This window comes from Inquilinus ginsengisoli (assembly GCF_031453975.1).
Taxonomy (GTDB): Bacteria; Pseudomonadota; Alphaproteobacteria; order DSM-16000; family Inquilinaceae; genus Inquilinus; species Inquilinus ginsengisoli_A.
The window spans coordinates 185,886-207,057 of the sequence record NZ_JAVDPW010000012.1; the positions used below are offsets into that span (position 1 = coordinate 185,886).

The 21,172-nt window shown below is 70.9% G+C and carries 20 protein-coding genes; 9 read left to right on the plus strand and 11 right to left on the minus strand.

The annotated features are described in order from the left end of the window. Nucleotides 1-35: 35 nt before the first annotated feature. Nucleotides 36-1,655 carry an acyl-CoA synthetase gene (locus E9232_RS30280; RefSeq protein ID WP_309800609.1) on the plus strand — a complete coding sequence of 540 codons (1,620 nt, stop codon included), beginning with the start codon at nt 36-38 and terminating at the stop codon, nt 1,653-1,655. Here the strand turns inward: E9232_RS30280 and E9232_RS30285 are convergent, their stop codons facing one another. Next, nucleotides 1,656-2,600 (minus strand): NAD-dependent epimerase/dehydratase family protein, encoded by a 945-nt coding sequence (locus E9232_RS30285; RefSeq protein WP_309800611.1) that lies wholly within the window; start codon nt 2,598-2,600, stop codon nt 1,656-1,658. A 110-nt stretch (nt 2,601-2,710) separates the two neighbouring features. Between E9232_RS30285 and E9232_RS30290 the strand changes: the two genes are divergently transcribed. Then, nucleotides 2,711-3,295: a TetR/AcrR family transcriptional regulator gene (locus tag E9232_RS30290; RefSeq protein WP_309800613.1), complete on the plus strand. Its 585-nt coding sequence runs from the start codon at nt 2,711-2,713 to the stop codon at nt 3,293-3,295. Nucleotides 3,296-3,302: 7 nt separating this feature from the next. Here E9232_RS30290 and E9232_RS30295 read toward each other — a convergent pair whose 3' ends face one another. Next, nucleotides 3,303-4,637 (minus strand): MFS transporter, encoded by a 1,335-nt coding sequence (locus tag E9232_RS30295; protein WP_309800614.1) that lies wholly within the window; start codon nt 4,635-4,637, stop codon nt 3,303-3,305. Nucleotides 4,638-4,869: 232 nt separating this feature from the next. On the opposite strand from E9232_RS30295, the gene E9232_RS30300 reads away from it, so the two are divergent. Next, nucleotides 4,870-5,361: a MarR family winged helix-turn-helix transcriptional regulator gene (locus tag E9232_RS30300; protein WP_309800616.1), complete on the plus strand. Its 492-nt coding sequence runs from the start codon at nt 4,870-4,872 to the stop codon at nt 5,359-5,361. Between the two features lie 391 nt (nt 5,362-5,752). On the opposite strand, the gene E9232_RS30305 is transcribed toward E9232_RS30300, so the two are convergent. Beyond that, nucleotides 5,753-7,243, minus strand: coding sequence for an MDR family MFS transporter (locus tag E9232_RS30305; RefSeq protein ID WP_309800617.1), 1,491 nt, complete (start codon nt 7,241-7,243; stop codon nt 5,753-5,755). Between the two features lie 282 nt (nt 7,244-7,525). Further along, a complete protein-coding gene (locus E9232_RS30310; RefSeq protein WP_309800619.1) occupies nt 7,526-7,936 on the minus strand; it encodes a DUF2000 family protein in 411 nt (136 codons plus the stop codon). A 101-nt stretch (nt 7,937-8,037) separates the two neighbouring features. Here E9232_RS30310 and E9232_RS30315 point away from each other — a divergent pair, with 101 nt between their 5' ends. Continuing rightward, nucleotides 8,038-8,862, plus strand: a complete 825-nt coding sequence (locus E9232_RS30315; RefSeq protein WP_309800621.1) for an AraC family transcriptional regulator — start codon at nt 8,038-8,040, stop codon at nt 8,860-8,862. On the opposite strand, the gene E9232_RS30320 is transcribed toward E9232_RS30315, so the two are convergent. From E9232_RS30320 to alkB, 3 genes are all read right to left on the minus strand, one after another. Next, nucleotides 8,859-9,986: an NAD(P)/FAD-dependent oxidoreductase gene (locus E9232_RS30320; protein ID WP_309800623.1), complete on the minus strand. Its 1,128-nt coding sequence runs from the start codon at nt 9,984-9,986 to the stop codon at nt 8,859-8,861. The two genes, E9232_RS30315 and E9232_RS30320, sit on opposite strands and share 4 nt — an antisense overlap. After that, on the minus strand, nt 9,983-11,170 hold the full coding sequence (uxuA, locus tag E9232_RS30325) for a mannonate dehydratase (protein WP_309800624.1): 1,188 nt from the start codon (nt 11,168-11,170) through the stop codon (nt 9,983-9,985). Before uxuA ends, E9232_RS30320 begins: the two co-directional genes overlap by 4 nt. A gap of 67 nt (nt 11,171-11,237) precedes the next feature. After that, complete coding sequence (gene alkB, locus E9232_RS30330; protein WP_309800625.1) at nt 11,238-11,888, minus strand: DNA oxidative demethylase AlkB; 651 nt, start codon at nt 11,886-11,888, stop codon at nt 11,238-11,240. Nucleotides 11,889-12,052: 164 nt separating this feature from the next. Between alkB and E9232_RS30335 the strand changes: the two genes are divergently transcribed. After that, on the plus strand, nt 12,053-12,694 hold the full coding sequence (locus E9232_RS30335; RefSeq protein ID WP_309800626.1) for a glutathione S-transferase family protein: 642 nt from the start codon (nt 12,053-12,055) through the stop codon (nt 12,692-12,694). A gap of 150 nt (nt 12,695-12,844) precedes the next feature. Here E9232_RS30335 and E9232_RS30340 read toward each other — a convergent pair whose 3' ends face one another. Then, entirely contained in the window at nt 12,845-14,674 is a 1,830-nt protein-coding gene (locus tag E9232_RS30340) for a chloride channel protein (RefSeq protein WP_309800627.1), read from the minus strand. On the opposite strand from E9232_RS30340, the gene E9232_RS30345 reads away from it, so the two are divergent. Further along, complete coding sequence (locus E9232_RS30345) at nt 14,673-14,975, plus strand: hypothetical protein (RefSeq protein ID WP_309800628.1); 303 nt, start codon at nt 14,673-14,675, stop codon at nt 14,973-14,975. The genes E9232_RS30340 and E9232_RS30345 overlap by 2 nt on opposite strands. A gap of 91 nt (nt 14,976-15,066) precedes the next feature. Beyond that, nucleotides 15,067-15,225, plus strand: a complete 159-nt coding sequence (locus E9232_RS30350) for a DUF3309 family protein (protein ID WP_309800631.1) — start codon at nt 15,067-15,069, stop codon at nt 15,223-15,225. 19 nt (nt 15,226-15,244) lie between these two features. Here the strand turns inward: E9232_RS30350 and hrpB are convergent, their stop codons facing one another. Continuing rightward, complete coding sequence (gene hrpB, locus E9232_RS30355) at nt 15,245-17,701, minus strand: ATP-dependent helicase HrpB (protein WP_309800632.1); 2,457 nt, start codon at nt 17,699-17,701, stop codon at nt 15,245-15,247. 200 nt (nt 17,702-17,901) lie between these two features. On the opposite strand from hrpB, the gene E9232_RS30360 reads away from it, so the two are divergent. Next, on the plus strand, nt 17,902-18,507 hold the full coding sequence (locus E9232_RS30360; protein WP_309800634.1) for a PAS domain-containing protein: 606 nt from the start codon (nt 17,902-17,904) through the stop codon (nt 18,505-18,507). Here the strand turns inward: E9232_RS30360 and E9232_RS30365 are convergent. After that, nucleotides 18,501-19,157: a hypothetical protein gene (locus E9232_RS30365; RefSeq protein WP_309800636.1), complete on the minus strand. Its 657-nt coding sequence runs from the start codon at nt 19,155-19,157 to the stop codon at nt 18,501-18,503. The genes E9232_RS30360 and E9232_RS30365 overlap by 7 nt on opposite strands. 236 nt (nt 19,158-19,393) lie before the next feature. On the opposite strand from E9232_RS30365, the gene lysS reads away from it, so the two are divergent. Further along, complete coding sequence (gene lysS, locus E9232_RS30370; protein WP_309800638.1) at nt 19,394-20,905, plus strand: lysine--tRNA ligase; 1,512 nt, start codon at nt 19,394-19,396, stop codon at nt 20,903-20,905. A 30-nt stretch (nt 20,906-20,935) separates the two neighbouring features. Here the strand turns inward: lysS and E9232_RS30375 are convergent. Then, nucleotides 20,936-21,172: transposase (locus tag E9232_RS30375; RefSeq protein ID WP_309800641.1), on the minus strand; the 237-nt coding region annotated here is incomplete at its 5' end.

Consider the following 21,172-nt stretch of genomic DNA (forward strand, 5'->3'; position numbering starts at 1 on the left):
GTGCCACAGTGTCTCCAACGAACGGGGGGCCGTCGATGCCGCATGCCTATGACACCGATCTCGACCGCAACGCGGCGAACCATGTGGCGCTGACGCCGCTGTCCTTCCTCGGCCGCGCCGCGCTGGCGCATCCGGACCGGCCGGCCGTGGTCTATGGCGAGGTGACGCGAAGCTGGCGCGAGACCGCGGAACGCTGCCGCCGCCTGGGCTCCGCCCTGTCGCGCCGCGGCATCGGCAAGAACGACACCGTGGCGGTGATGGCGCCGAACATCCCGGAGGCGTTCGAGGCCACCTTCGGCGTGCCGATGACCGGCGGCGTGCTGTGCGCCCTCAACATCCGGCTCGACGCCGCGGCGATCGCCTTCCAGCTGCAGCATTCCGAGACCAGGATCCTGCTGGCCGACCGCGAATACGCCGCGGTGGTCCGCGCGGCCGTGGCCCAGATGGCGGCGCCACCCCTGGTGGTCGACATCGTCGACCCGGCCTGCGGCGGCGACCCGGTGGGCGGCCTGACCTATGACGACCTGCTGGCCGAAGGCGACCCGGCCTATGACGGGGTGCGCCCGGACGACGAGTGGGACGCGATCGCGCTGAACTACACCTCGGGCACCACTGGTGACCCCAAGGGCGTGGTGACCCATCATCGCGGAGCCTATCTCAACGCCCTCGGCAACGTGGTCACCTGGGCGATGCCGCACCACCCGGCCTATCTCTGGACCCTGCCGATGTTCCATTGCAACGGCTGGTGCTTCCCCTGGACCATCACGGCGCTGGCCGGCACCCATGTCTGCCTGCGCCGGGTCGCCGCCCGCGACATCTACGCTGCCATCGCCGACCACGGCGTCACCCATCTCTGCGGCGCGCCGATCGTCATGGGCATGCTGCTGAACGCGGCGCCCGAGGACCGGCGGGAGTTTCCCCAGTCGATCCAGATGATGACCGCGGCCTCGCCGCCGCCGGCCGCGGTGCTGGAGGGCATGGCCCGGCTGGGCGTCCAGGTCACCCATGTCTATGGCCTGACCGAGGTCTACGGCCCGGCCGTGGTGTGCGACTGGAAGACGGAATGGGACGCGCTGCCGGCGGGGGAGCAGGCGCGGCTGAAGTCGCGCCAGGGCCTGCCCTATGTGGTGCAGGAAGGGCTGATGGTGGCCGATCCCGACACGCTGGCCCCGGTGCCGGCCGACGGCGAGACCATGGGCGAGGTGTTCATGCGTGGCAACATCACCATGAAGGGCTATCTCAAGAACCCTGCCGCGACCGCGAAGGCCTTCGCCGGCGGCTGGTTCCACACCGGCGACCTCGGGGTGATGCATGCCGACGGCTATGTCGAGCTGAAGGACCGGTCGAAGGACATCATCATCTCCGGCGGCGAGAACATCTCGACCATCGAGGTCGAGGGCGTGCTGTACCGCCACCCCGCGGTGCTTGAGGCGGCGGTGGTGGCGCGGCCGGATGCGACCTGGGGCGAGACCCCCTGCGCCTTCGTCACGCTGCGGCCGGGGGCGAGCGCGACGCAGGCGGAGATCATCGCCTTTTGCCGGCAGCACCTGGCGCATTTCAAATGCCCGAAGACGGTGGTGTTCGGCGACCTGCCCAAGACCTCGACCGGCAAGATCCAGAAATTCGTGCTGCGCGACCAGGCCCGGGCGCTCTGATCACGCCTCCGCCGCGGCCATGACGCTGCGGCGGAGGCCCTCGGCGTAGGAGGTCTTGGCGATCGGGCCAAGCAGGGCCTGCAGGGCGGAATCGTCCATCACCACCGGGTCGGTCCACAGATAGTGCATCTCGACCAGCTCGCGCAGCAGCGGGCTGAACAGGCCGCCCAGGCGCAGGCCCAGCTTGCCGACCACCATCAGCTTCGGCTTGCGGCCGGCGGCGGCGAAGGCCAGGCCGGCCGCCTCGCGCGCCGTGATGGTGCCCGGTCCCGCCAGGTGCCACACCCGGCCCCAGGCCTCGTCCCGCGACACCAGCGCCGCGACCACCGGGCCGGCGTCGGGCACGTAGAGGAATTCGTGCGGCCGGTCGATCGGGCCGAGCATCTGCGCCCGGCCGCCCTTCGCCGCGGCGTCGATCGCGCTGCGCAGCACGCTGCGCTCGACCCCTGGGCCGTAGAAATCGGGCAGGCGCAGCACCGCGCCGCGGATCCGGCCGGCGGCATCGGCCTCCAGCACCAGATCCTCCTGCGCCTTGCGCATCCGGCCCTTGAAGGTGTGCGGCCGGCGCGGATGGTCCTCGCGCACCGGCATGGTCTGCGCCCTGCCATAGGGATAGACCGTGCCGATCAGCAGCAGCTTCGCCACGCCCTCGGCCACGGCGCCGTCCAGCACCTGGCGCATCAGGACAGGATGCTGCTGGAACTGGTGATACTCGACCCCGACCAGATGGATGATGGTGTCCATGCCCCGCGCCGCGGCACGGACCGACTCCGGGTCGTCCGGCGTCCAGGTCACGATCTCGGCCAGCGGGTCGGCGCCGAAATCCCGCTCCAGCGACGCCCGCGACCGCCCGACCACACGGTAGGGTCGGCCCTCCGCCCGCAGCGCCGCGGCGATGCTGCGGCCGATGGCGCCGGCGGCGCCGAACAACGCGATCCCAGCCATGCCTGTATCTCCATGAACAATGATCTGTTAGTGAACCATGTTCACTGAACGATGTTCATAATCGCGTTGACCCCGGGCTGTCAATCGGCAACCATCGCGGCATGGGAACGATGGAACGACGGGCACGGGACAAGGCGGCGCTGCGCGAGCGCATCCTCGACGCGGCGCGGGCGATCGCGCTGAACGACGGGTTCGCGGGGCTGACCATGCGCAAGCTGGCAGCGGCGATCGAATACGCCCCGGGCACGATCTACCTGCATTTCGACGGCCGCGACGCGATCGCGCGCGAGCTGTGCCTGGAAGGCTACCGGGCCTTGCTGGCGGCGTTGGAGCCGGCGGCCGGCATCGCCGATCCGCGGCAGCGGCTGGCCGCCCTGGCGCGGGCCTTTGTTGGCTTCGGGCTGCAGCAGCGGGAGATGTACCGGCTGATCCTGATGGAGGATCCGAAGCTGCTCGACGCGCTGTACCGCGACCGCCCGATCGACGACCCGGATGGCCCCGGCACCCGCGCCTTCCTGCTGCTGGTGCAGGTTTTCGCCGATCTCGGCGCGGCGGCGCCCGACCGCCGGGCCGAGGTGCTGCTGGCGACGCTGCACGGCATCGTCAGCCTGAAGCTGACCTGCGAGCGCTTCCTGCGCACCCCGGCCGAAGACCTGGTCACGGCAGCGCTGGAGCGGGAGCTGGCGACGGCTTAGCGACGGGTCATCGCGACCGCTGCGGCAGGCCGACCGGGGCCGGTTCGGCCGCCTCCACCGCGGCCAGGTCGGTGCCGCGGGTCTCACGCGACAGCAGCACGCAGATGATGCCCGGCACCGCCATCAGCCCGGCATAGATCGCCACCGCCTGCGGCGTGCCGGTCCAGCCCAGCAGCAGCGTGCCGATCAGCGGTGCCACCGAGCCGCCGACCACCGACGCGACCTGGTAGCTGACCGACATCGCGGTGTAGCGCACCCGGGTCGGGAACAGCTCGGTGAAGAAGGCCGACATGCTGCCGACGATGATGCCGTGGCAGGTCAGGGTCAGCAGGGTGACGTGCAGCACCGTCTCCGGCGCGGCCCCCGGCGGCAGGGTGAACAGCAGCACGCTGGCGCCGATGCCGCCGGCCAGGCCCAGCAGCATCACCGGCCGCCGGCCGATGACGTCCGAGGCATAGGCCGCGGCCATGATCACCACGACCTCGAGGATCGAGCCCCAGAACAGCGCATCGACGCCGACGCCGCGGGCCAGGCCGATGAACTTGACCACCAGCACCAGGAAGAAGGTGGTGAACAGGTAGAACAGCGTGTTCTCCGCCGCCTTCACCAGGAACACCTGGCCCATCGGCCGCCAGAAGCCGCGGAAGGTTTCCGCCAGCGGCGCCGGCGGCACCTCGCGGCGCTTGGCCGCCAGTTCGGCGAAGACCGGCGATTCCTCGATCCGGCTGCGCATCCACAGGCCCAGCGCGACCAGCACGATCGAGAACAGGAAGGGCAGGCGCCAGGCCCAGTCGACGAAGGCGGCCTCGCCCAGCCGGGCGGTGATCAGGGCCACGGTCGCGGCGGCCAGCACATTGGCGGCGGGCCCGCCGATCATCGGGAAGCTGGTCCAGAAGCCGCGCCGCTTCCCCGGCATGGATTCGGCCACGATCAACAGCGCGCCGGTGGCCTCGCCGCCGACGGCGATGCCCTGCAGGATGCGCAAGGCGACCAGCAGCACCGGGGCCAGGCCGCCGACCGAGGCGTAGGTCGGCAGCAGGCCCATGCAGAAGGTGGCGGCGCCCATCAGCAGCAGGCTGACCACCAGCGCGTTCTTGCGGCCGATGCGGTCGCCCAGCGCGCCGAACACCAGGCCGCCCAGCGGCCGGGCGACGAAGCCGATGGCGAAGGTGCTCAGGCTCAGCACCACCCCGACCAGGGGATCCTCGGTCGGGAAGAACGCCTTGTCGAACACCAGCACGGCGCAGGTGGCGAAGATGAAGAAATCGTACCACTCGATGATGGTGCCGACGGCGCTGGCGAACAGCAGGCGCACCCGCTCCGCGATCCTGCCCTGACCCATGATCCTGCCTCCCTTCGCCCTGCGGCATGGGCTGCGCTTGCCAGCCGCGCCGGGCCGAGTATTGTCCGACAATTCTGGCGGATAGGCCCTTCCGCATCGGCCGGGCCGATGCGATGGTTCCGGGTGGTCCTCCGCCAGCCGCTCCGGCATGCCGGAACGGGTCGGTGTTGAAGAAGACCGAATTTCGTTTCATATGAAACGAATGTCAAGGCGCGGCTGGGGAGGCCGGGAGATGCGTGAACGGGGCGGGCAGGCGGCGGCGGAGTTCGATCTCGAGGCGTTCCTGCCCTATGAGCTGTCGGTGGTCAGCAACCGGGTCAGCCGCACCTTCGCCCGGCGCTACGCCGACGCCTTCGGCCTCAGCATCCCGGAATGGCGGGTGATGGCGATGGTGGGGCGCCACGCGCCGCTGTCGTCGAACCAGATCTGCGAGCGCACGGCGATGGACAAGGCCAAGGTCAGCCGCGCGGTCAGCCGGCTGATCGAGGCGGGGCATCTCGCCCGCGGCACCAACCCGCAGGACCAGCGGCTGATCCAGCTGACCTTCACCGCCGCCGGGCGCCGGGTCTATGACGCGATCGTGCCCCTGGCGCAGGAGATCGAGGCCGAGCTGATGGCCGCCTTCGAGCCGGGCGAGCGCGAGACGCTGCGCCGGCTGCTGCGCACCCTCGACGCCCGCGTCTCCCATCTCGGCACCCCCGCCGCCGCGGATGGGGAGGATTAGGGTCGAGACTGGATCAGGCTTGGGGGGCTTTCGACCCTTTCCGGCCGAACATCTAAGATCCGGATTCGACCTTTTCGGGAGTCGGCGTTTCCGTCGCGTCGCCCCACTCCGCGGGATCGAGACTGGGTTGGGGGCCCTCCCCAGCACCTTCCCACCCAAACACATACTCGTACGGCTGATCACAGTCCGGGGCTCGGAACTCGTGTTTCAATTTCCAGCCGAGCCGAATGTATTCACGAGCCATCGAAGCCGAATGTGCCTTACCCATTCGTGACATCACGAACTCCGAAGAAGGTCGGTCCTATTCAAGATAGTCCGGGTGGTGAATGGCAGCAAACCGCCCAAAGACGCCGATTTCAGCTGTAGGATTTTGACCTGAAAACCCGCCCAGTCAGTGCGGCACGGCCTCGCTGGGTTCCAGCTTCCGCGGCGCGCCGGACTTCGCGGCGATCGGGATCAGCCAGATGGTGACGAAGGTCAGCACCGCCATCGCCACCACGCCCAGGAAGGTCCAGTGCAGCGCCTTGTCGAAGACGTCGCGGACGGAGGGGTCGGAGGCGAGCTGGGCCAGGCCCTCCGGCTGGTTCAGCACGTCATGCACGCCGGCCGCCAGCGCGCCGCTGCCGAAATGGGCGATGCCGATGTTCAGGATGGCGCCCAGCGCGGTGGCGCCGATGGTGCTGCCCAGGTTGCGGGCGAAGATGATCGACGCCGTGGCGCTGCCGCGCATCGACCATTCGACGCTGTCCTGCACCACGGCGATGGTGGTCAGGCTGATCAGCCCCATGCCGAAGCCCATGATGAAGGCGCCGACGCCGGCCACCACCGGGTGGGTCTGCGGCGTCAGGAACAGCAGGAAGGTGGCGCCGACCGGAAACAGCAGGCTGCCGACCCGCAGGGTGCGGCGGACCCCGAAGGCGCGGTACAGCCGCTGGGACAGCATCACCGCCAGGGGCCAGCCGAACACCAGCATGCTCAAGGTGAAGCCGGCGGTGATCGGCGACCGGCCCAGCACGCCCTGGACATAGACCGGCAGGATGGTGGTCAGGCCGATCAGCGCCATGCCGGCCAAGAGGGTGGCGATGTTGCTGGTGGCGACCAGCCGGCGGCCCCACAGCTCGAGCGAGATGATCGGCTCCGGCGCCCGCCGCTCCTGCCACAGGAACAGCCAGCCGGCGACCAGGAACAGCAGCGCCAGCCCGCCGAGGACCCAGCCATTGCCGTCGGTCTCGGTCAGGATCACCAGCAGCGACACGATGGCGACCGAGAACAGCCCGGCGCCGGTGTAGTCGATGCGGACCTGGCGCGGCTGGATCGATTCCCGCAGGAACAGCACGAAGCCCAGGATGGTCAGCACGCCGAAGGGCAGGTTGAGCCAGAAGATCCAGGCCCAGGACAGGTGGTCGACGATGATGCCGCCGGCCAGCGGCCCGATCACGGCGGAGGTGGCCCAGACGCTGGCCATCATGCCCTGGGCGCGGCCGCGCTCCTCCAGCTTGTACAGGTCGCCGATGACGGTCATGGTCACCGGGGTGATGGCGCCGGCGCCCAGGCCCTGCAGCAGCCGGAACAGGATCAGCGACCCCATCGACCAGGCGAAGCCGCACAGCACCGACCCGACCAGGAACAGCGCGGTGCCGCCGACCAGCACGGGCTTGCGGCCGAACACATCCGACATCTTGCCGTAGATGACGGTGGTGGTGGATTGGGCCAGCAGGAAGGCCGAGAACACCCAGCTGTAATAGGTGAAGCCGCCGAGCTCGCCGACGATGCGGGGCATGGCGGTGGCGACGATGGTGGCCTCGATCGCGACCATGAAGGTGGCCAGCATGATCGAGGCGATGATCAGCGGACGCCGGGTGACCTTGGCGGCGTTGGACATGGCGTTCCTTTCGCGGGCGGGGTCCGGGCCCTCGCCCATTTCCGGATCGGGCCAGCCGCGACCGCGATGCACCCTTCGCGGATCCCTGGCTGTCGTGAAGTGCAGACGAACGCAGCCCGTGCCGGAGATCAGGCACAGGCGGGCAGGTTGCCAACAGCGTCGGGGAAAGTGTCGCATCGCGACGCGCCGCGGACCAAATGCCTTTCCGGCACGTCGCCCCTGACCGGAAATCATGAAGCCGGCCCTGGCCGACTCGGGGCCGGCGCGCCATGGATCAACGATCTAGGGGTGCAGGGTCAGGCCCTTCAGCACCTTGTCGACATCCTTGCGGTCCTCATGCATCGCGAAGCCGACCAGGTCCAGCGCCTCGGCCGTCACGGCCTGGACCGCGGCGCGGTTGGCCTCGTCATGGCCGGTGGCGAACAGGGCCTCGGTGTAGATCGCGATCCGCAAGTTGCGGGCCATCGCGCGGGCATGCGCCGCCTTCAGCGCCTCGGCCGATCCGGCGAAGACCAGCACCGGCTGGCGGAACATCGGCAGGTACAGGTTGCCCGACCCGTCCCGGTAGGGTTCGCCGACCAGCTCCGGCCGGGTCGCGCCAAGCCCGCTGACGGTGAAGGCGGTGACGTTCAGCTTCTGCCAGACCGGCAGGTCCTCGCGCAGGGCGACGGCGATCTTGGTGTCAAAGCGCATGCATCCTCCTTGGAACGTGGCGATGCTAGGGACCGGCCGGTCCCTCCGGCTTGTACGATCGTGCTGTGGCGGCGGCCGCCGCGGCGCCGTATCATCCGATCATGGACACAGGCGAGTGGATCACGGTCGGGATGGACCGCCGCTTCGGCGTCGAGCGCCTGCGCGCGCATTTCACCGCGCACAGCTATGAGCGCCATGCCCATGAGACCTATGCCGTCGGCCTGACCGAGGCGGGGTCGCAGAGCTTCCATTGCCGCGGCGCCGTGCACCGCACCCGGCCGGGGTCGATCATCACCTTCAACCCGACCGAACTCCATGACGGCCACGCCACCGGCGCCGAGGGCTTCCTGTACCGCATGCTCTATATCGAGCCGCAGACGGTGGTGTCGGTGCTGGATGATGCCGGCATCCGCTTGCCCTGGGACATGGCGCTGCCGGCGACGCTGTCCGAGGATCCGGCCCTGGCCCGGCTGATCGCCGATGCCGCGCGGGCCTTCGCCGAGCCGGGGGCGACCCTGGCGCGGTCGGAGACGCTGGCGGCGATGGTGGTCGGGCTGGCCCGGCGCCAGGCCGGAGCGCCCGCGCCGCGCACCGGCCACCCCGGCGATGCCGCCCTGGCCCGGGCGCGCGACCATCTGCATGCCCATCTCGGCGACGACATCACGGCGGAAGACCTCGCTGACGTGGCGGGCTTAAGCCGGTTCCACCTTTCGCGGTCCTTCGCCCGGCGCTATGGCGCGGCGCCGGCCACCTATCTCCGCTGGATCCGGCTGGAACGGGCCAAGCGGCTGCTGGCGGCGGGGGAGCCGGCGGCCCAGGTGGCCGCCGCCACCGGCTTCACCGACCAGGCGCATCTCACCCGGCGCTTCAAGGGCGCCTATGGCGTGACGCCGGCGAGGTTCCAGCGGGCCGCTCGGGCGGCTTAGGCAGCCACCCCCAGCCTCGCCACCACCTCGTCGGCGATCGACAGGCTCGAGGTCAGGCCCGGGCTCTCGATGCCGAACAGGTTGACCAGCCCGGCCACGCCATGCCCCTCCGGCCCCTGGATCACGAAATCCGCCGCGGTGGCGCCGGGCGGGGTGATCTTCGGGCGGATGCCGGAATAGTCCGGCAGCAGCGCCCCGTCCGGCAGCGCCGGCCAGTAGCGGCGGATCGCGGCGTAGAAGCTGTCGGCCCGCGCCGGGTCGACGCGATAGTCCAGGCTGTCGACCCATTCGACATCGGGGCCGAAGCGCACCCGCCCGCCGAGGTCGATGGTGGCATGGGTGCCCAAGCCGCCGGGCACCGGCACCGGATAGATCAGGTGGCGGAAGGGCGGCCGGCCGGACAGGGCGAAGTAGTTGCCCTTGGCCAGGTAGGGCTGCGGCACCGCCGCCTCCGGCACCCCGGCGATGCGGCGGGCGACGGCGGGGGCGGACAGACCGGCGGCGTTGACCACCCGCCGGGCCAGCAGCTCCATGCCGCCCTCCTCGGTGGCGATCTCCAGATGCAGCCCTTCGGGCGTGGCCACCGCCGATTCCAGCCGGCTGAGATAGGCGATCATCGCGCCTTGCGCCTCGGCATCGCCCAGCAGCGCCAGCATGAAGCCGTGGCTGTCGACGATGCCGGTGGAGGGCGAGAACAGCGCCGCGGTGCAGGCGATCTCCGGCTCCAGCGCATGCGCCTCGTCGGCGGTCAGCGGCCGCAGCGCATCGTCCGCGCCAGTCAGGCCGTTGGCCTGCGCCCCGGCCGCGATCCGGGCGAGGGTCGCCGCCTCGGCCGCGTCGGTCGCGACGATCAGCTTGCCGCAGCGCTGGGCGGTGACGCCGTGATCGGCGCAGAAGCGGTACAGCGCCCGCCGCCCGGCGACGCAGTGCCGGGCCTTCAGGCTGCCGGCGGGATAGTAGATGCCGGCGTGGATGACCTCGCTGTTGCGGGCCGAGGTCTCGGTGCCGAAGGCGTCGGCCGCCTCCAGGATGATCACCTCCTGCCCGGCCAGGGCCAGCGCCCGGGCGACGGCCAGGCCGACCACCCCGGCGCCGACCACCACTGCGTCGACGGTGTCGGTCATGCCGCCCCGCGCAGTTGGGTGATCGCCCGGGCCACGCCGCGCAGCTCGGCCAAGCCCTTCAGCCGGCCGATCAGGGAATAGCCGGGGTTGGTCTTCTTGCCGACGTCGTCGGCCAGCAGATGGCCGTGGTCCGGCCGCATCGGGATCTCCCAGTCGCTGCGTCCCGCCGCCCTGCGCGCCTTCTCCTCGGCCAGCAGCGCGTCGATCACCGCCACCATGTCGGCGCCGCCCTCCAGGTGCTCGTCCTCGAAGAAGGATCCGTCATCCTCGATGGTGACGTTGCGCAGATGGGCGAAATGGATGTGCGACGCGAACTCCCGCGCCATCGCCGCCAGGTCGTTGCCGCGGCGCGAGCCGTAGGAGCCGACGCACAGCGTCAGCCCGTTCGCCGGGCTGGGGGCCATGGCCAGCACGGCGCGGGCGTCGGAGGCGGTGGAGACGATGCGCGGCAGGCCGAACAGGGGGAAGGGCGGATCGTCGGGGTGGACGGCCAGCCGGGCGCCAACCTCTTCCGCCACCGGCACCACGGCCGACAGGAAGGCCTTGTAGTTCGACCGGAAGTCGTCCGCCGAGATCCCGGCATAGAGGGCCAGCCGGCGCTCGAACCCGGCCCGGTCGTTGACCGCGCCGGCCACGCCGGGCAGGCCGGCGATGATGGTCTTCTCCAGCTCGGCGCGCTCGCTCTCGCTCATCGCCGCGGCACGGTCGCGGGCGCGGGCCAGCACCTCGGGCCGGTGGTCGGCCTCGGCGCCGGGGCGCTTGAGGATGAAGGCGTCATAGGCGGCCATGTCGACCGCGTCGAAGCGCAGGGCGTAGCCGGTGGTGGGCAGGCGCCACAGCAGGTTGGTGCGGGTCCAGTCGACCACCGGCATGAAGTTGTAGCAGACGGTGGTGACCCCGGCCGCGGCGACATTGCGCAGCGATTGGGCGAAGCGGGCGATGGCTTCGGCCGCGCCGGCGCCGCCGGTCTTGATCACATCGGGGATCGGGATGCTCTCGACCACCGACCATGCCAGCCCGGCGCCCTCGATCACCGCCTTGCGCTCGGCGATCTCCTCGGCCGGCCAGGCGCTGCCGTCCTGGCGGTGGTGCAGGGCGGTGACGATGCCGCTCGCGCCCGCCTGCTTGACATGGTCCAGCGTCACCGGGTCGTTCGGGCCGAACCAGCGCCAGGTCTCCTTCATCGTCTCCGGTCCCTCATCGCGTGTTGATCTTGTTGCGGCCGCAAGCCGACCCGCCTTCTTACCGGGATCAAAGCGCCTTGCGAAAGGTCAGGTTTATCCGCTGCCGGCCGACCCGCGCATGGCTGCCCTCGGCCAGCGGTGCGACGCCGTGGAAGGCCAGCCGGGCCGGGCCACCCCAGACCGCGACGTCGCCATGCTCGACCCGCACCTTGCGCGTCGGGTCGCTGCGCTGCAGCCCGCCGAACAGGAAGGTCGCGGGCAGGCCCAGCGAGACCGAGACGATCGGCGCGCCGGTGTCGCGCTCGTCGCGGTCCTGGTGCAGCGACAGCCGGGTGCCGGGCTCGTAGCGGTTGATCAGGCAGGCGTCGGGGGCGAAGCCGGGAAAGCCGGCGCGGGCGGCCGCACCTGCCGCCAGGGCGAGGAAGGCGGCGGGCAGCGGCGGCCAGGGCTCGCCGGTGGTCGGGTCATGGGTGTCGTAGCGATAGCCGCTGCGGTCGCTGACCCAGCCGACCACGCCGCAATTGGTCATCGCCACCGACATCAGATAGCCGCCGGGGGTGACCAGGTGCCGGAACGGCGCGGCGGCGGCGACGGCGTCCACCGCCGCCAGCAGGGTCTCGGCCACGTCGCCGGCGAAGCCGCGCAGCAGCACCGCGCCCTCCGCCAGAGTCTCCTCGCGCGGCCCGGGGCTGGGCAGGTTGTCGAACAGGTCGGCCATCACGGTTCGGCCCTCATCACAGAATGACGAGGGAGACTCTACCGGAACCCGCGGCCGGCGGCATTCCATCCCTTGCGGTCGAATCCGGCGCAAGAACCGGAGTGCCCGCGGCGCCGCACGGCGCGATGATCCTGGGACCGCCATCGAAGCCCGGGGACTGCGTGATGCTCACCCTCTACGACTACCTGCCCTCGCAGAACGCCTACAAGGTCCGGCTGCTGCTGGCCCAGCTGCAGCTTCCCTACCGGACCGAGATCGTCAGCATCTTCGAAGGCGAGGGCCAGCGGCCGGAGTACCTGGCGGTCAACCCGACCGGCGCGGTGCCGGCGATCCGGCTCGACGACGGCCGCGTCATCGCCGAGTCCAACGCCATCCTGTTCTTCCTGGCAGAGGGCACGCCGTACCTGCCGGAGGACCGCTTCACCCAGGCCAAGGTGCTGCAATGGCTGTCCTTCGAGGGCGACTATGTCCAGTCGACGGTGGCGACGCTGCGTCACTGGACCATGACCGGCAAGCTGGCCCGCCGCCCGGCGGCGCTGGTCGAGGCCAAGCGCGAGGGATCACTTCGGACCCTGGCGATCCTCGACCGCGAGCTGTCCGGCCGCGCCTGGCTGGCGGGGCTGGGCTACAGCATCGCCGACATCGCGGTGTTCGCCTATGTCCACCGGGCGGAGGAGGCAGCCCTGCCGCTGGCCGACTATCCCCATGTGATGCGGTGGATCGACCGGGTGCGGTCGCAGCCGCGCTTCCTGGCCGAGACCTTTCCCTATTCGATCGACCCGCATTCCGGCGGTGAGTTGCCGTAAGTCCTCAGAGCCCGTTTGGAAATGCGCTGGTGTGAGTCGGCTGGCGGTGGCTTCGAGAACCGGCGCGCAGCGGACGTTAAAGTCCGTGAGCACCGGAAGCGCAGAAGCCGCCGTCAGACGGCCGCACCAGTAGCGTTTCCGAACGGGCTCTCACTCGGTCGAGCGGAACCAGCGCTCTCCGGCATCCTCGGCCCGGCGCCGCTCCAGCTCCTCGCTGTAGCGGCGCAGCGAATAGGCCTCGCTGAGATAGCCGATGATCCGCCGCTCCTGCGCGTCGCTGACCACCGGCAGGCTTTCGGTCTCGGCCGCGTGGAACAGCTCCAGCGCGGTGCGGATGCTCTGGCCCGGTAGCAGCATATAGGCGGCGGCGTGGCGCAGCGTGCCGATCTCGATGGTGTCGGCGTCGGTGTCGTGGTCGGAGTTGTGGACGTCCGAGACCAGCGCCAGCCCGGCGGCGCGGCCGTCGCCATCGGTCAGGAACACGCGCTGGGTCGACCCGACCGGGAACTGCCTGCGGAAATCGGCGATCGTCGTGGTCTCCGGCACGCTGCGCGCGTCGCGCCGCATCAGCCGGGCCACGGTCAGGTCACGGATCCAGCCGACATCCTGGGCGCCGCGGATGGCCTCGCCGCGCAGGTGGAAGCGCCAGGTGGCGAAGGAATAGCCGAACAGGTGCCGCACCACGGCAGCGGCGACCACCACCCCGACCATCACGCCGACCGCGACCGAGAAGTCGTCGGTCAGCTCCAGCGCCAGGAAGGTCATGGTCAGCGGCCCGCCGATCACCGCCGCGGCCATCGACGCCATGCCGACCAGGGAATAGGCGAGGTGCTCGACCGGATGGCCGGGCAGGGCCAACGCCGTCAGCTGGGCCATGATGCCGCCGAACAGGGCGCCGGTCAGCAGCGAGGTGAAGAACAGGCCGCCGCGGAACCCGGCGCCCAGCGAGATCGCCGCCGCCGCGGTCTTGGCGATCAGCAGCAGGGCCAGCGCGGCGAGGGGCGGCGCCATGGTCAGGTCGGCATGCAGCGCCCCGTGGCCGGAGCTCAGCACCTCCGGGAAGCGCAGGGCCATCAGCCCGACGATCAGCCCGCCCACGGCGGGCCGCAGCAGCTGCGGCAGGGCCAGCTTGCGCATCGCCGCCTCGGTCCAGGTCACGCCCTGCATCATCAGGATGCCCAGCCCGGCGCAGGCCAGGCCGATCACGACGAAGATCGCGTAGTCGGGCGCGTGCAGGCCGGCGTCCCAGGTCACCTCGAGGAACGGGCCCTCGTTCAGCAGCAGGCGCTCGACCACCGTCGCGGTCAGCGCCGCCGCCACCACCGGCGCCAGCGTCGCCGCGGTGTAGGCGCCCATGATCAGCTCGAAGGCATAGAAGGTGCCGGCCAGCGGCGCGTCGAAGGCGGCGGCGATCGCGGCCGCGGTGCCGCAGCCGACCAGGATGCGCAGGTCGGCGCGGCGCAGCCGGAAGATCTGGCCGATGCGCGAGGCGATGCCGCCGCCGAGCTGGGTGTAGCCCGCCTCCATCCCGACCGAGGCGCCGACGCCGCTGGACATCAGGGTGGCGCCGGCGACGACGAAGCCGTCGCGCAGCGACATCCGGCCGCCATACAGGGCATTGGCCTCGATCGGGTCGACCGGCGGCCGCGGCCGCCAGCGGCCGATCAGCCACATCACCGCGCCGAAGCCCAGGCCCCCCAGCACCGGCACCAGCACGGTCAGCAGCGGGCTGGTGTCGATGCTGGCGCTCAGGCGCTGGCCGCTCGGCAGGTCGAACAGCAGCTCATGGAGAAGCTGCAGCCCCTCGCGCAGGGCCACGACGCCGAGGCCGACGACCACGCCGATCGCCGCGGCCAGCAGCGGCAGGGCGATCTCGTTGGCGCGCACGGCGCTGCGCAGCCGCGTCCACAGGTGCAGACGCAGCCAGCGGCCGCGCCGGGGCGGCGAGGGGGTCGCGTCTTCGGCGTCTGGCGGGGCCATGGTCGTCGCCGTCTCGGGAGTTCCCGTCCTTGTGGCCGACCCCGGCGGCCGGCGCAAGGGATCGGGGCTCGACGAATGGTCGCAACTCCGCTTTAACGGCGCGGGGCATCCACGGAGATGTTGCGTCATGGTTGCGATCGGCTGCTTCCTGCCTTTCCTGCTCGCCATTGCCGGGGCCGTGCTCGGCCATCTGCTCGGCAGCGGCACCATCGGCCTGTGGGGCATGGGCATCGGCTTCGCCGCCGGCCTCGCGATGGCGGCGGTGATCGGTGTCGTGGCGATGCGGGCGAAGAGCGAATAGGCGATCGCGCGACGAGCCGAAGCCCGGCGGGAACCGATATTTCCCAAGCCCTGTTGAGAAAAGACCAAGAACAACGGCGAGGAGCGCCGCCATGGGCATCGGTACCATTCTGCTGATCATCCTGATTCTCATGCTGATCGGCGCTTTCCCCTCCTGGCCGTACAGCAGCGGCTGGGGCTACGGCCCCAGCGGCCTGCTCGGCGTGGTGGTGGTCGTCCTGCTGATCCTCGTTCTGATGGGACGAATCTAAGCCGGGACCCGCGGCTGCCTCAGGTGCCGCGCGGCTTGGCCCGCGCGGTGGCCGGGGCGGCCAGCGGGTCGTCGGGCCAGGGGTGGCGCGGATAGCGGCCCCGCATGTCCTTGCGCACCTCGGCATAGCTGCCGGCCCAGAAGCCGGCGAGGTCGCGGGTCACCTGCAGCGGCCGGCCGGCCGGCGACAGCAGGTGGATCGCGATCGGCACCCGGCCGCCGCCGACCCGCGGCGTCTGGGCTTGGCCGAACATCTCCTGCAGCTTCACCGCCAGCACCGGCTGGGCCGGGTCGGTATAGTCCAGCGCAGCGCGGCGACCACTGGGGATTGGCACCGTCGCCGGCGCCAGGGCGTCCAGCGCCCGCTGCCGCTCCCAGCCCAGACCCGTCGCCAGGATCTGGGCCAGGTCCAGCCGGTCGAGGTCGCTGCGGCGCCGCATCCCGGTGAGGTGCGGCCCCAGCCATTCCGCCAGCGTCTCCGCCAGCACCGCATCCGACCAGTCGGGCCAGACCTCGCCCTCCAGCACCCTGGCAAAGCCGACCCGCTGGCGCAGGGCGACGGCGCCGTCGCGCCAGGGCAGGGCGTCGACGCCCAACCGCCGCACCCCCTCCATCAGCGCCGCGGCCACCGCCTCCGGCGCCGGCTTCGGCAGGGCGGCATCGGCCAGCACCAGGGCGCCGAGCCGGCGCTGGCGGCGGGCGGCCACCGCCTGCTCCGTCGCATCCCAGGTGACGCTCTCGACCCAGGCGATGCGGTCGCCCAGCACCGCCTCCAAGGCCGCGGTGTCCAGCGGCGCGGCGGCCAGGATGCGGGCCTCGCGCCCGGCATCGTCGGTCTCGGCGACGGCGAGAGTGTCGGCGCCGGCCAGCGGGTCGGTCTCGCGCACCGAGGCGCCGCGGCCATTGGCCAGCAGGAAGCTGCCGCGCACGCCCGGTCGGCGCCGCGCCACCCGGTCGGGATAGGCCAGGGCCAGCAGGGCGCCGGCATCCTCCGGCCCGCCGCCGGGGCCGAGGTCGAAGCGCCTGGCGATGTCGCGCGCGGCCTCGCGCAGCCTGGAGATCGCAGGATCGTCGCGGCCGCCACGGCGCAGCGCCTCGACCGAGGCGCGCAGGTCGGTCTCGGCCACCGGCTTACGGCCCTCCAGGATCGCCGCGAGGTCCGCCGCCACGCCGCCGATCCGTTCGGCCTTGGCGCGCAGCACCATGTGGGCCAGCCGCGGATGCAGCGGCAGCCGGGCCATCGCCTTACCGTGCGGTGTCGGCCGCCCGGCGGCATCGAGGGCGCCGAGATCGGCCAGCAGCTCCCGCGCCTGGGCCAGGGCGGCGGCGGGGGGCGGGTCCAGCCAGGCCAGGTCGCCGCCGCCCCACAAGGCGAGCTCCAACGCCAGCGGCGCCAGGTCCGCCACCAGGATCTCCGGCGGTGCGAACGGCGCCATGGCGCCCTCGCCGGCCTTGGCCCACAGCCGCCAGCACACCCCCGGCTCGGTGCGCCCGGCGCGGCCGCGGCGCTGGTCGGCGGCGGCGCGGGCGATGGTCACCGTCTCCAGCCGGCTCATGCCGGTGCGCGGGTCGAAGCGCGGCGCCCGGGCCAGGCCGCTGTCGATCACCACCCGCACGCCCTCGATGGTCAGGCTGGTCTCGGCGATGTTGGTGGCCAGCACGACCTTGCGCATCCCCGCGGGCGCCGGGCGGATGGCCTGGTCCTGCGCCGCGCCGGTCAGGTCGCCGTAGAGCGGCGCCACGATCACGCCGTCGCCCAGCCCCGACAGCTTGGCTTGGACCCGGCGGATCTCGCGGGCGCCGGGCAGGAACATCAGCAGGCTGCCGCTCTCCTCGGCCAGGGCGTCGCGCGCGGCCCGCGCCACCGCGTCCTCGATCGCCTCGCCGGCGTGGGGCGGGCGGTGCAGGGTCTCCACCGGGAAGGCGCGGCCCTCCGAGGTCACCACCGGGGCGTCGCCCAGCAGCCGCGCCACCGGGCCGCCATCCAGCGTCGCCGACATCACCAGCAGGCGCAGGTCGTCGCGCAGCGCGCCCCGGGTCTCCAGCGCCAAGGCGAGGCCGAGATCGGCGTTCAGGCTGCGCTCGTGGAACTCGTCGAAGATCAAGGCGCCGATGCCTTCGAGCGCCTGGTCGTCCTGCAGCATCCGGGTCAGGATGCCCTCGGTCACCACCTCGATCCGGGTGGTCGGCCCGACCTTGCGGTCCATGCGGATGCGGTAGCCGACGGTGTCGCCGACCCGTTCGCCCAGCAGCGACGCCATGTGGCCGGCGGCGGCGCGCGCCGCGATCCGCCGCGGCTCCAGCATCACGATCTTGCCGTCACCCAGCCAGGATTCGCCCAGCAGCGCCAGCGGTACCCGGGTGGTCTTGCCGGCGCCGGGCGGCGCCTGCAGCACGGCGCAGCCGCGCGCTGCCAGCGCCTCGCGCAGCGCCGGCAGGGCCGTGTCGATCGGCAGGGGGGGCAGCGGACGGGTCATCAAAGCACAAGGCCTCGGCAAGAAGCGGACCGCATCCACCAACGATGCCGCCGCCATGTCAACCCGGGGCTCGCGGGCCTATGCGGGGCCGGGGAGGCTGGGCTATTCCGGGGCGAAGACATGCATTGCTCAAAGGGCGAATTGGTTCTGCGCCCGCTCGACTCCATATTCATCGTTGTCGTGAACAATTTTCCCACCCGATGCAGCGACTGCTGACGTCCTTCGTCACCCATCTCATCTTCGCCCGTCGCGTGCGGGAGGAGGAGAGCGAGACCACCGACCATCCCGATCTGGCGGCGTTGCTGCTGCTGTGGCACCGGCTGTGCGGCGCGGCGCCGCTGCCGTCGGAGCAGGAGCTGGTGCCGGCCAGCTTCAGCCCGTGGATCGCCAACCTCGCCATCGTCGACATCGAGCCGCGGCCGTTGCGCGCGCGGTATCGCGTGGTCGGCAGCCGCCTCAGCCACCTCGCCGGGCGCGACCTCGCGGGACGCTATGTCGACGAGCTCTATGCCGATGAGATCCGGGCCGAGGCGATGGCCGCCTATCGCCAGGTGGTCGCCGAGCGGGCGCCGCATTACAGCCATCGCCGCTTCCGCTTCCCGTTCCGGGGCTTCGGCTACCACCGGCTGATGCTGCCCTTCGCCGGGTCGCAAGGCATGGTCGACCGCGTCCTGGTGGCGATCTATCCCGACACGCCGTTCGAGACCGCCGCCGACTGGCAGCGCTATGTCGATCCCGAGGATCTGAACCGCTGGCTGGGCTACGGCCCGCCGCGGCCTAACCGTCGCGGCCCCGGGCGTCAGTAGGCGTAGGGCGCCAGGGTGACCAGCGAATAGATGTCGGTGCCCATCTCGACCGCGTTCAGCACCTGGGCCTTGCGGCGGTTGCCGCCCCAATTGCCGCGCACCACGATCGGCCGGCCTGGCGCCAGGCGGCTGCCGTCCGGGTCCATCGCCGCGGCGAAGTCGGGCGAGAAGCGGATCACCGTGTCGTCCTTCAGGATCACGCCATCGGTCCGGCCCTTGTTGTCGGACAGCACGACGTCGATCAGCCCGCTCTTCTCGACCAGCACAGGGCCCGCCGGGACCACCACGGTGGCCGGGGCTGTCACAACGCGCTGCACCGGGGCCATCGGCTGCACCCCCACCGGGGCCGGCGCCACCGTCACCACGCGCGGGGTGGAATAGGTGATGGGGGCTTGGGCCTGCACCGCCCGGGCTGCCGGCGGAGGGGCCACCGGCTGCGGTTCGACGTAGGTAGCCGCGGGCGGCGCGGCCCCGATGATCCGAGGGGCGGGGGCGATGGCCACCGGGGCGCTCTCGACCGTCACGCTGCGTTGCGCCACCGCGCTCGGCTCGGTCGGATAGGCCCAGGGGGTGGTGTCGGTGCAGGCGCCCAGACCGATGGCGGCGACGGTCAGCGCCAGCGTGGTCACGCGGGAAACGCTCTGGATCATCTCGAACGGCCCTCACTGCTCTCGGTCGCCGGTCGGTTTCGCTGCCGGCTTTTCATATGGATATATGACTTCAATTCTCATAAACGACTGTGAAACATTCTAACATCGAAAACCGATGGCCCGCGATCCCGGGGATAGGCCATGCGCGCGAAGCGGCTTGCACCCCCGTATGGTGACGGGTAGAGGACGCGATCCCCGTTTGTCCGTCATACCTTCTTGTCCGTGGAGTCCCCGATATGTCCGACAGCGTCGAGAGCGTCCGCGCCCCGCACGACGATGCCGACAACCCGCTGAAGACGCCGCGGCTGGACAAACTGCGCGCGCTGCGGGCCCAGGGGATCGAGCCCTACCCCTACCATTACGAGAAGACCGCCGACGCCGCCGGTTTGCAGGCGCGCCACACCGATCTCCCGGCCGAGGCCGAGAAGCCGGAGGAGGTGGTCCGCATCGCCGGCCGCATCCGCGCCTACCGCAACAGCGGCATGTTCATCGACCTGCACGACGTCACCGGCAAGATCCAGGTGTTCTGCCACAAGGACTATGCCGACTCGGCGACCCAGGCGATGGTCGGGCTGCTCGACATCGGCGACCTGATCGGGGTCGAGGGCTTCATCCGCCGCACCAAGCGCGGCGAGCTGACGATCAACGCCCAGCACGTCACGCTGCTGGCCAAGACGCTGCTGCCGTTGCCCGAGAAGTATCACGGCCTGACCGATGTCGAGGCGCGCTACCGCCAGCGCTATCTCGACCTGATCATGAGCGAGGAGAGCCGCGAGACCTTCCGCGCCCGCAGCCGGATCGTCGCAGACATCCGCCGCCTGATGCAGGACCGCGGCTTCCTCGAGGTCGAGACCCCGATGCTGCACCCGATCCTGGGCGGCGCCTCGGCCAAGCCGTTCGTGACGCATCACAACACGCTCGACATGGAGCTGTACCTGCGCATCGCGCCGGAATTGTACCTGAAGCGGCTGATCGTCGGCGGCGTGTCGGAACGGGTGTTCGAGATCAACCGCAACTTCCGCAACGAGGGCATCTCGACCCGGCACAATCCGGAATTCACCATGCTCGAGCTGTACCAGGCCTATGCCGACTACACCGACATGATGGCGCTGGCCGAGGACATCTTCGCCGCCGCGGCCAAGGCCGCGACCGGCGGCACCACGGTCACCTATGGCGAGCACCAGATCGAGTTCGGCGGCCAGTACCGCCGCGCCCCGATGACCGAGCTGGTGAAGGAGGCGACCGGGGTCGACTTCCTCGCGATCGAGGGCGCCGAGGCCGCGCGGGAAGCCGCTCGCGGCCTGCAATTGAAGGTCAGCGGCCGCGAGAACTGGGGCCAGGTGGTCGAGCTGGTGTTCGGCGAGACGGTCGAGCACACGCTGATCCAGCCGACGCATGTCACCGACATGCCGAAGGAGATCTCGCCGCTGGCCAAGGCGCACCGCACCGACCCGCGCCTGACCGAACGGTTCGAGACCTATGCCAATGGCTGGGAGCTGGGCAACGCCTTCTCCGAGCTGACCGACCCGCAGGACCAGTATGAGCGGTTCGCGGCCCAGGTCGCGGCCCGCGACGCCGGCGACGACGAGGCCCAGATGATGGACCGCGACTATGTCACCGCGCTGGAATACGGCCTGCCGCCGACCGGCGGCATGGGCATCGGCATCGACCGGCTGGTGATGCTGGTGACCAACTCCGCCTCGATCCGCGACGTCATCCTGTTCCCGACACTGCGGGCAAGGAAGTAGGGCGCCGGACTCACAATCCCGATTTCGTCATCAACTCAGTTGATGTTGCTGTCTGAGCTTGGCGTTGGCGATGATGATGAGCTTGCGCATGACGGCAGTGAGGGCGACGAGCTTCTTTTTGCCGTTGGCGACGAGTTTGAGGAAGAAGGGCCTGAGTGTGGGGTGGTGGTTTCTGGCGGCCATTGCGGCCATGAAGAGGGCGCGTTTGATCTCGGGCCTGCCGCCTTTGGTGCGTCGGTAGGCGTTGACGTTTCCGCTTTGCCGAGG

Excerpts from the sequence above, each read along its gene's own strand:
- E9232_RS30280 (WP_309800609.1), top strand. The coding sequence starts at position 36 with ATGCCGCATGCCTATGACACCGATCTCGACCGCAACGCGGCGAACCAT.
- E9232_RS30285 (WP_309800611.1), bottom strand. The coding sequence starts at position 2,600 with ATGGCTGGGATCGCGTTGTTCGGCGCCGCCGGCGCCATCGGCCGCAGC.
- E9232_RS30290 (WP_309800613.1), top strand. The coding sequence starts at position 2,711 with ATGGAACGACGGGCACGGGACAAGGCGGCGCTGCGCGAGCGCATCCTC.
- E9232_RS30295 (WP_309800614.1), bottom strand. The coding sequence starts at position 4,637 with ATGGGTCAGGGCAGGATCGCGGAGCGGGTGCGCCTGCTGTTCGCCAGC.
- E9232_RS30300 (WP_309800616.1), top strand. The coding sequence starts at position 4,870 with ATGCGTGAACGGGGCGGGCAGGCGGCGGCGGAGTTCGATCTCGAGGCG.
- E9232_RS30305 (WP_309800617.1), bottom strand. The coding sequence starts at position 7,243 with ATGTCCAACGCCGCCAAGGTCACCCGGCGTCCGCTGATCATCGCCTCG.
- E9232_RS30310 (WP_309800619.1), bottom strand. The coding sequence starts at position 7,936 with ATGCGCTTTGACACCAAGATCGCCGTCGCCCTGCGCGAGGACCTGCCG.
- E9232_RS30315 (WP_309800621.1), top strand. The coding sequence starts at position 8,038 with ATGGACACAGGCGAGTGGATCACGGTCGGGATGGACCGCCGCTTCGGC.
- E9232_RS30320 (WP_309800623.1), bottom strand. The coding sequence starts at position 9,986 with ATGACCGACACCGTCGACGCAGTGGTGGTCGGCGCCGGGGTGGTCGGC.
- uxuA (WP_309800624.1), bottom strand. The coding sequence starts at position 11,170 with ATGAAGGAGACCTGGCGCTGGTTCGGCCCGAACGACCCGGTGACGCTG.
- alkB (WP_309800625.1), bottom strand. The coding sequence starts at position 11,888 with ATGGCCGACCTGTTCGACAACCTGCCCAGCCCCGGGCCGCGCGAGGAG.
- E9232_RS30335 (WP_309800626.1), top strand. The coding sequence starts at position 12,053 with ATGCTCACCCTCTACGACTACCTGCCCTCGCAGAACGCCTACAAGGTC.
- E9232_RS30345 (WP_309800628.1), top strand. The coding sequence starts at position 14,673 with ATGGTCGTCGCCGTCTCGGGAGTTCCCGTCCTTGTGGCCGACCCCGGC.
- E9232_RS30340 (WP_309800627.1), bottom strand. The coding sequence starts at position 14,674 with ATGGCCCCGCCAGACGCCGAAGACGCGACCCCCTCGCCGCCCCGGCGC.
- E9232_RS30350 (WP_309800631.1), top strand. The coding sequence starts at position 15,067 with ATGGGCATCGGTACCATTCTGCTGATCATCCTGATTCTCATGCTGATC.
- hrpB (WP_309800632.1), bottom strand. The coding sequence starts at position 17,701 with ATGACCCGTCCGCTGCCCCCCCTGCCGATCGACACGGCCCTGCCGGCG.
- E9232_RS30360 (WP_309800634.1), top strand. The coding sequence starts at position 17,902 with ATGCAGCGACTGCTGACGTCCTTCGTCACCCATCTCATCTTCGCCCGT.
- E9232_RS30365 (WP_309800636.1), bottom strand. The coding sequence starts at position 19,157 with ATGATCCAGAGCGTTTCCCGCGTGACCACGCTGGCGCTGACCGTCGCC.
- lysS (WP_309800638.1), top strand. The coding sequence starts at position 19,394 with ATGTCCGACAGCGTCGAGAGCGTCCGCGCCCCGCACGACGATGCCGAC.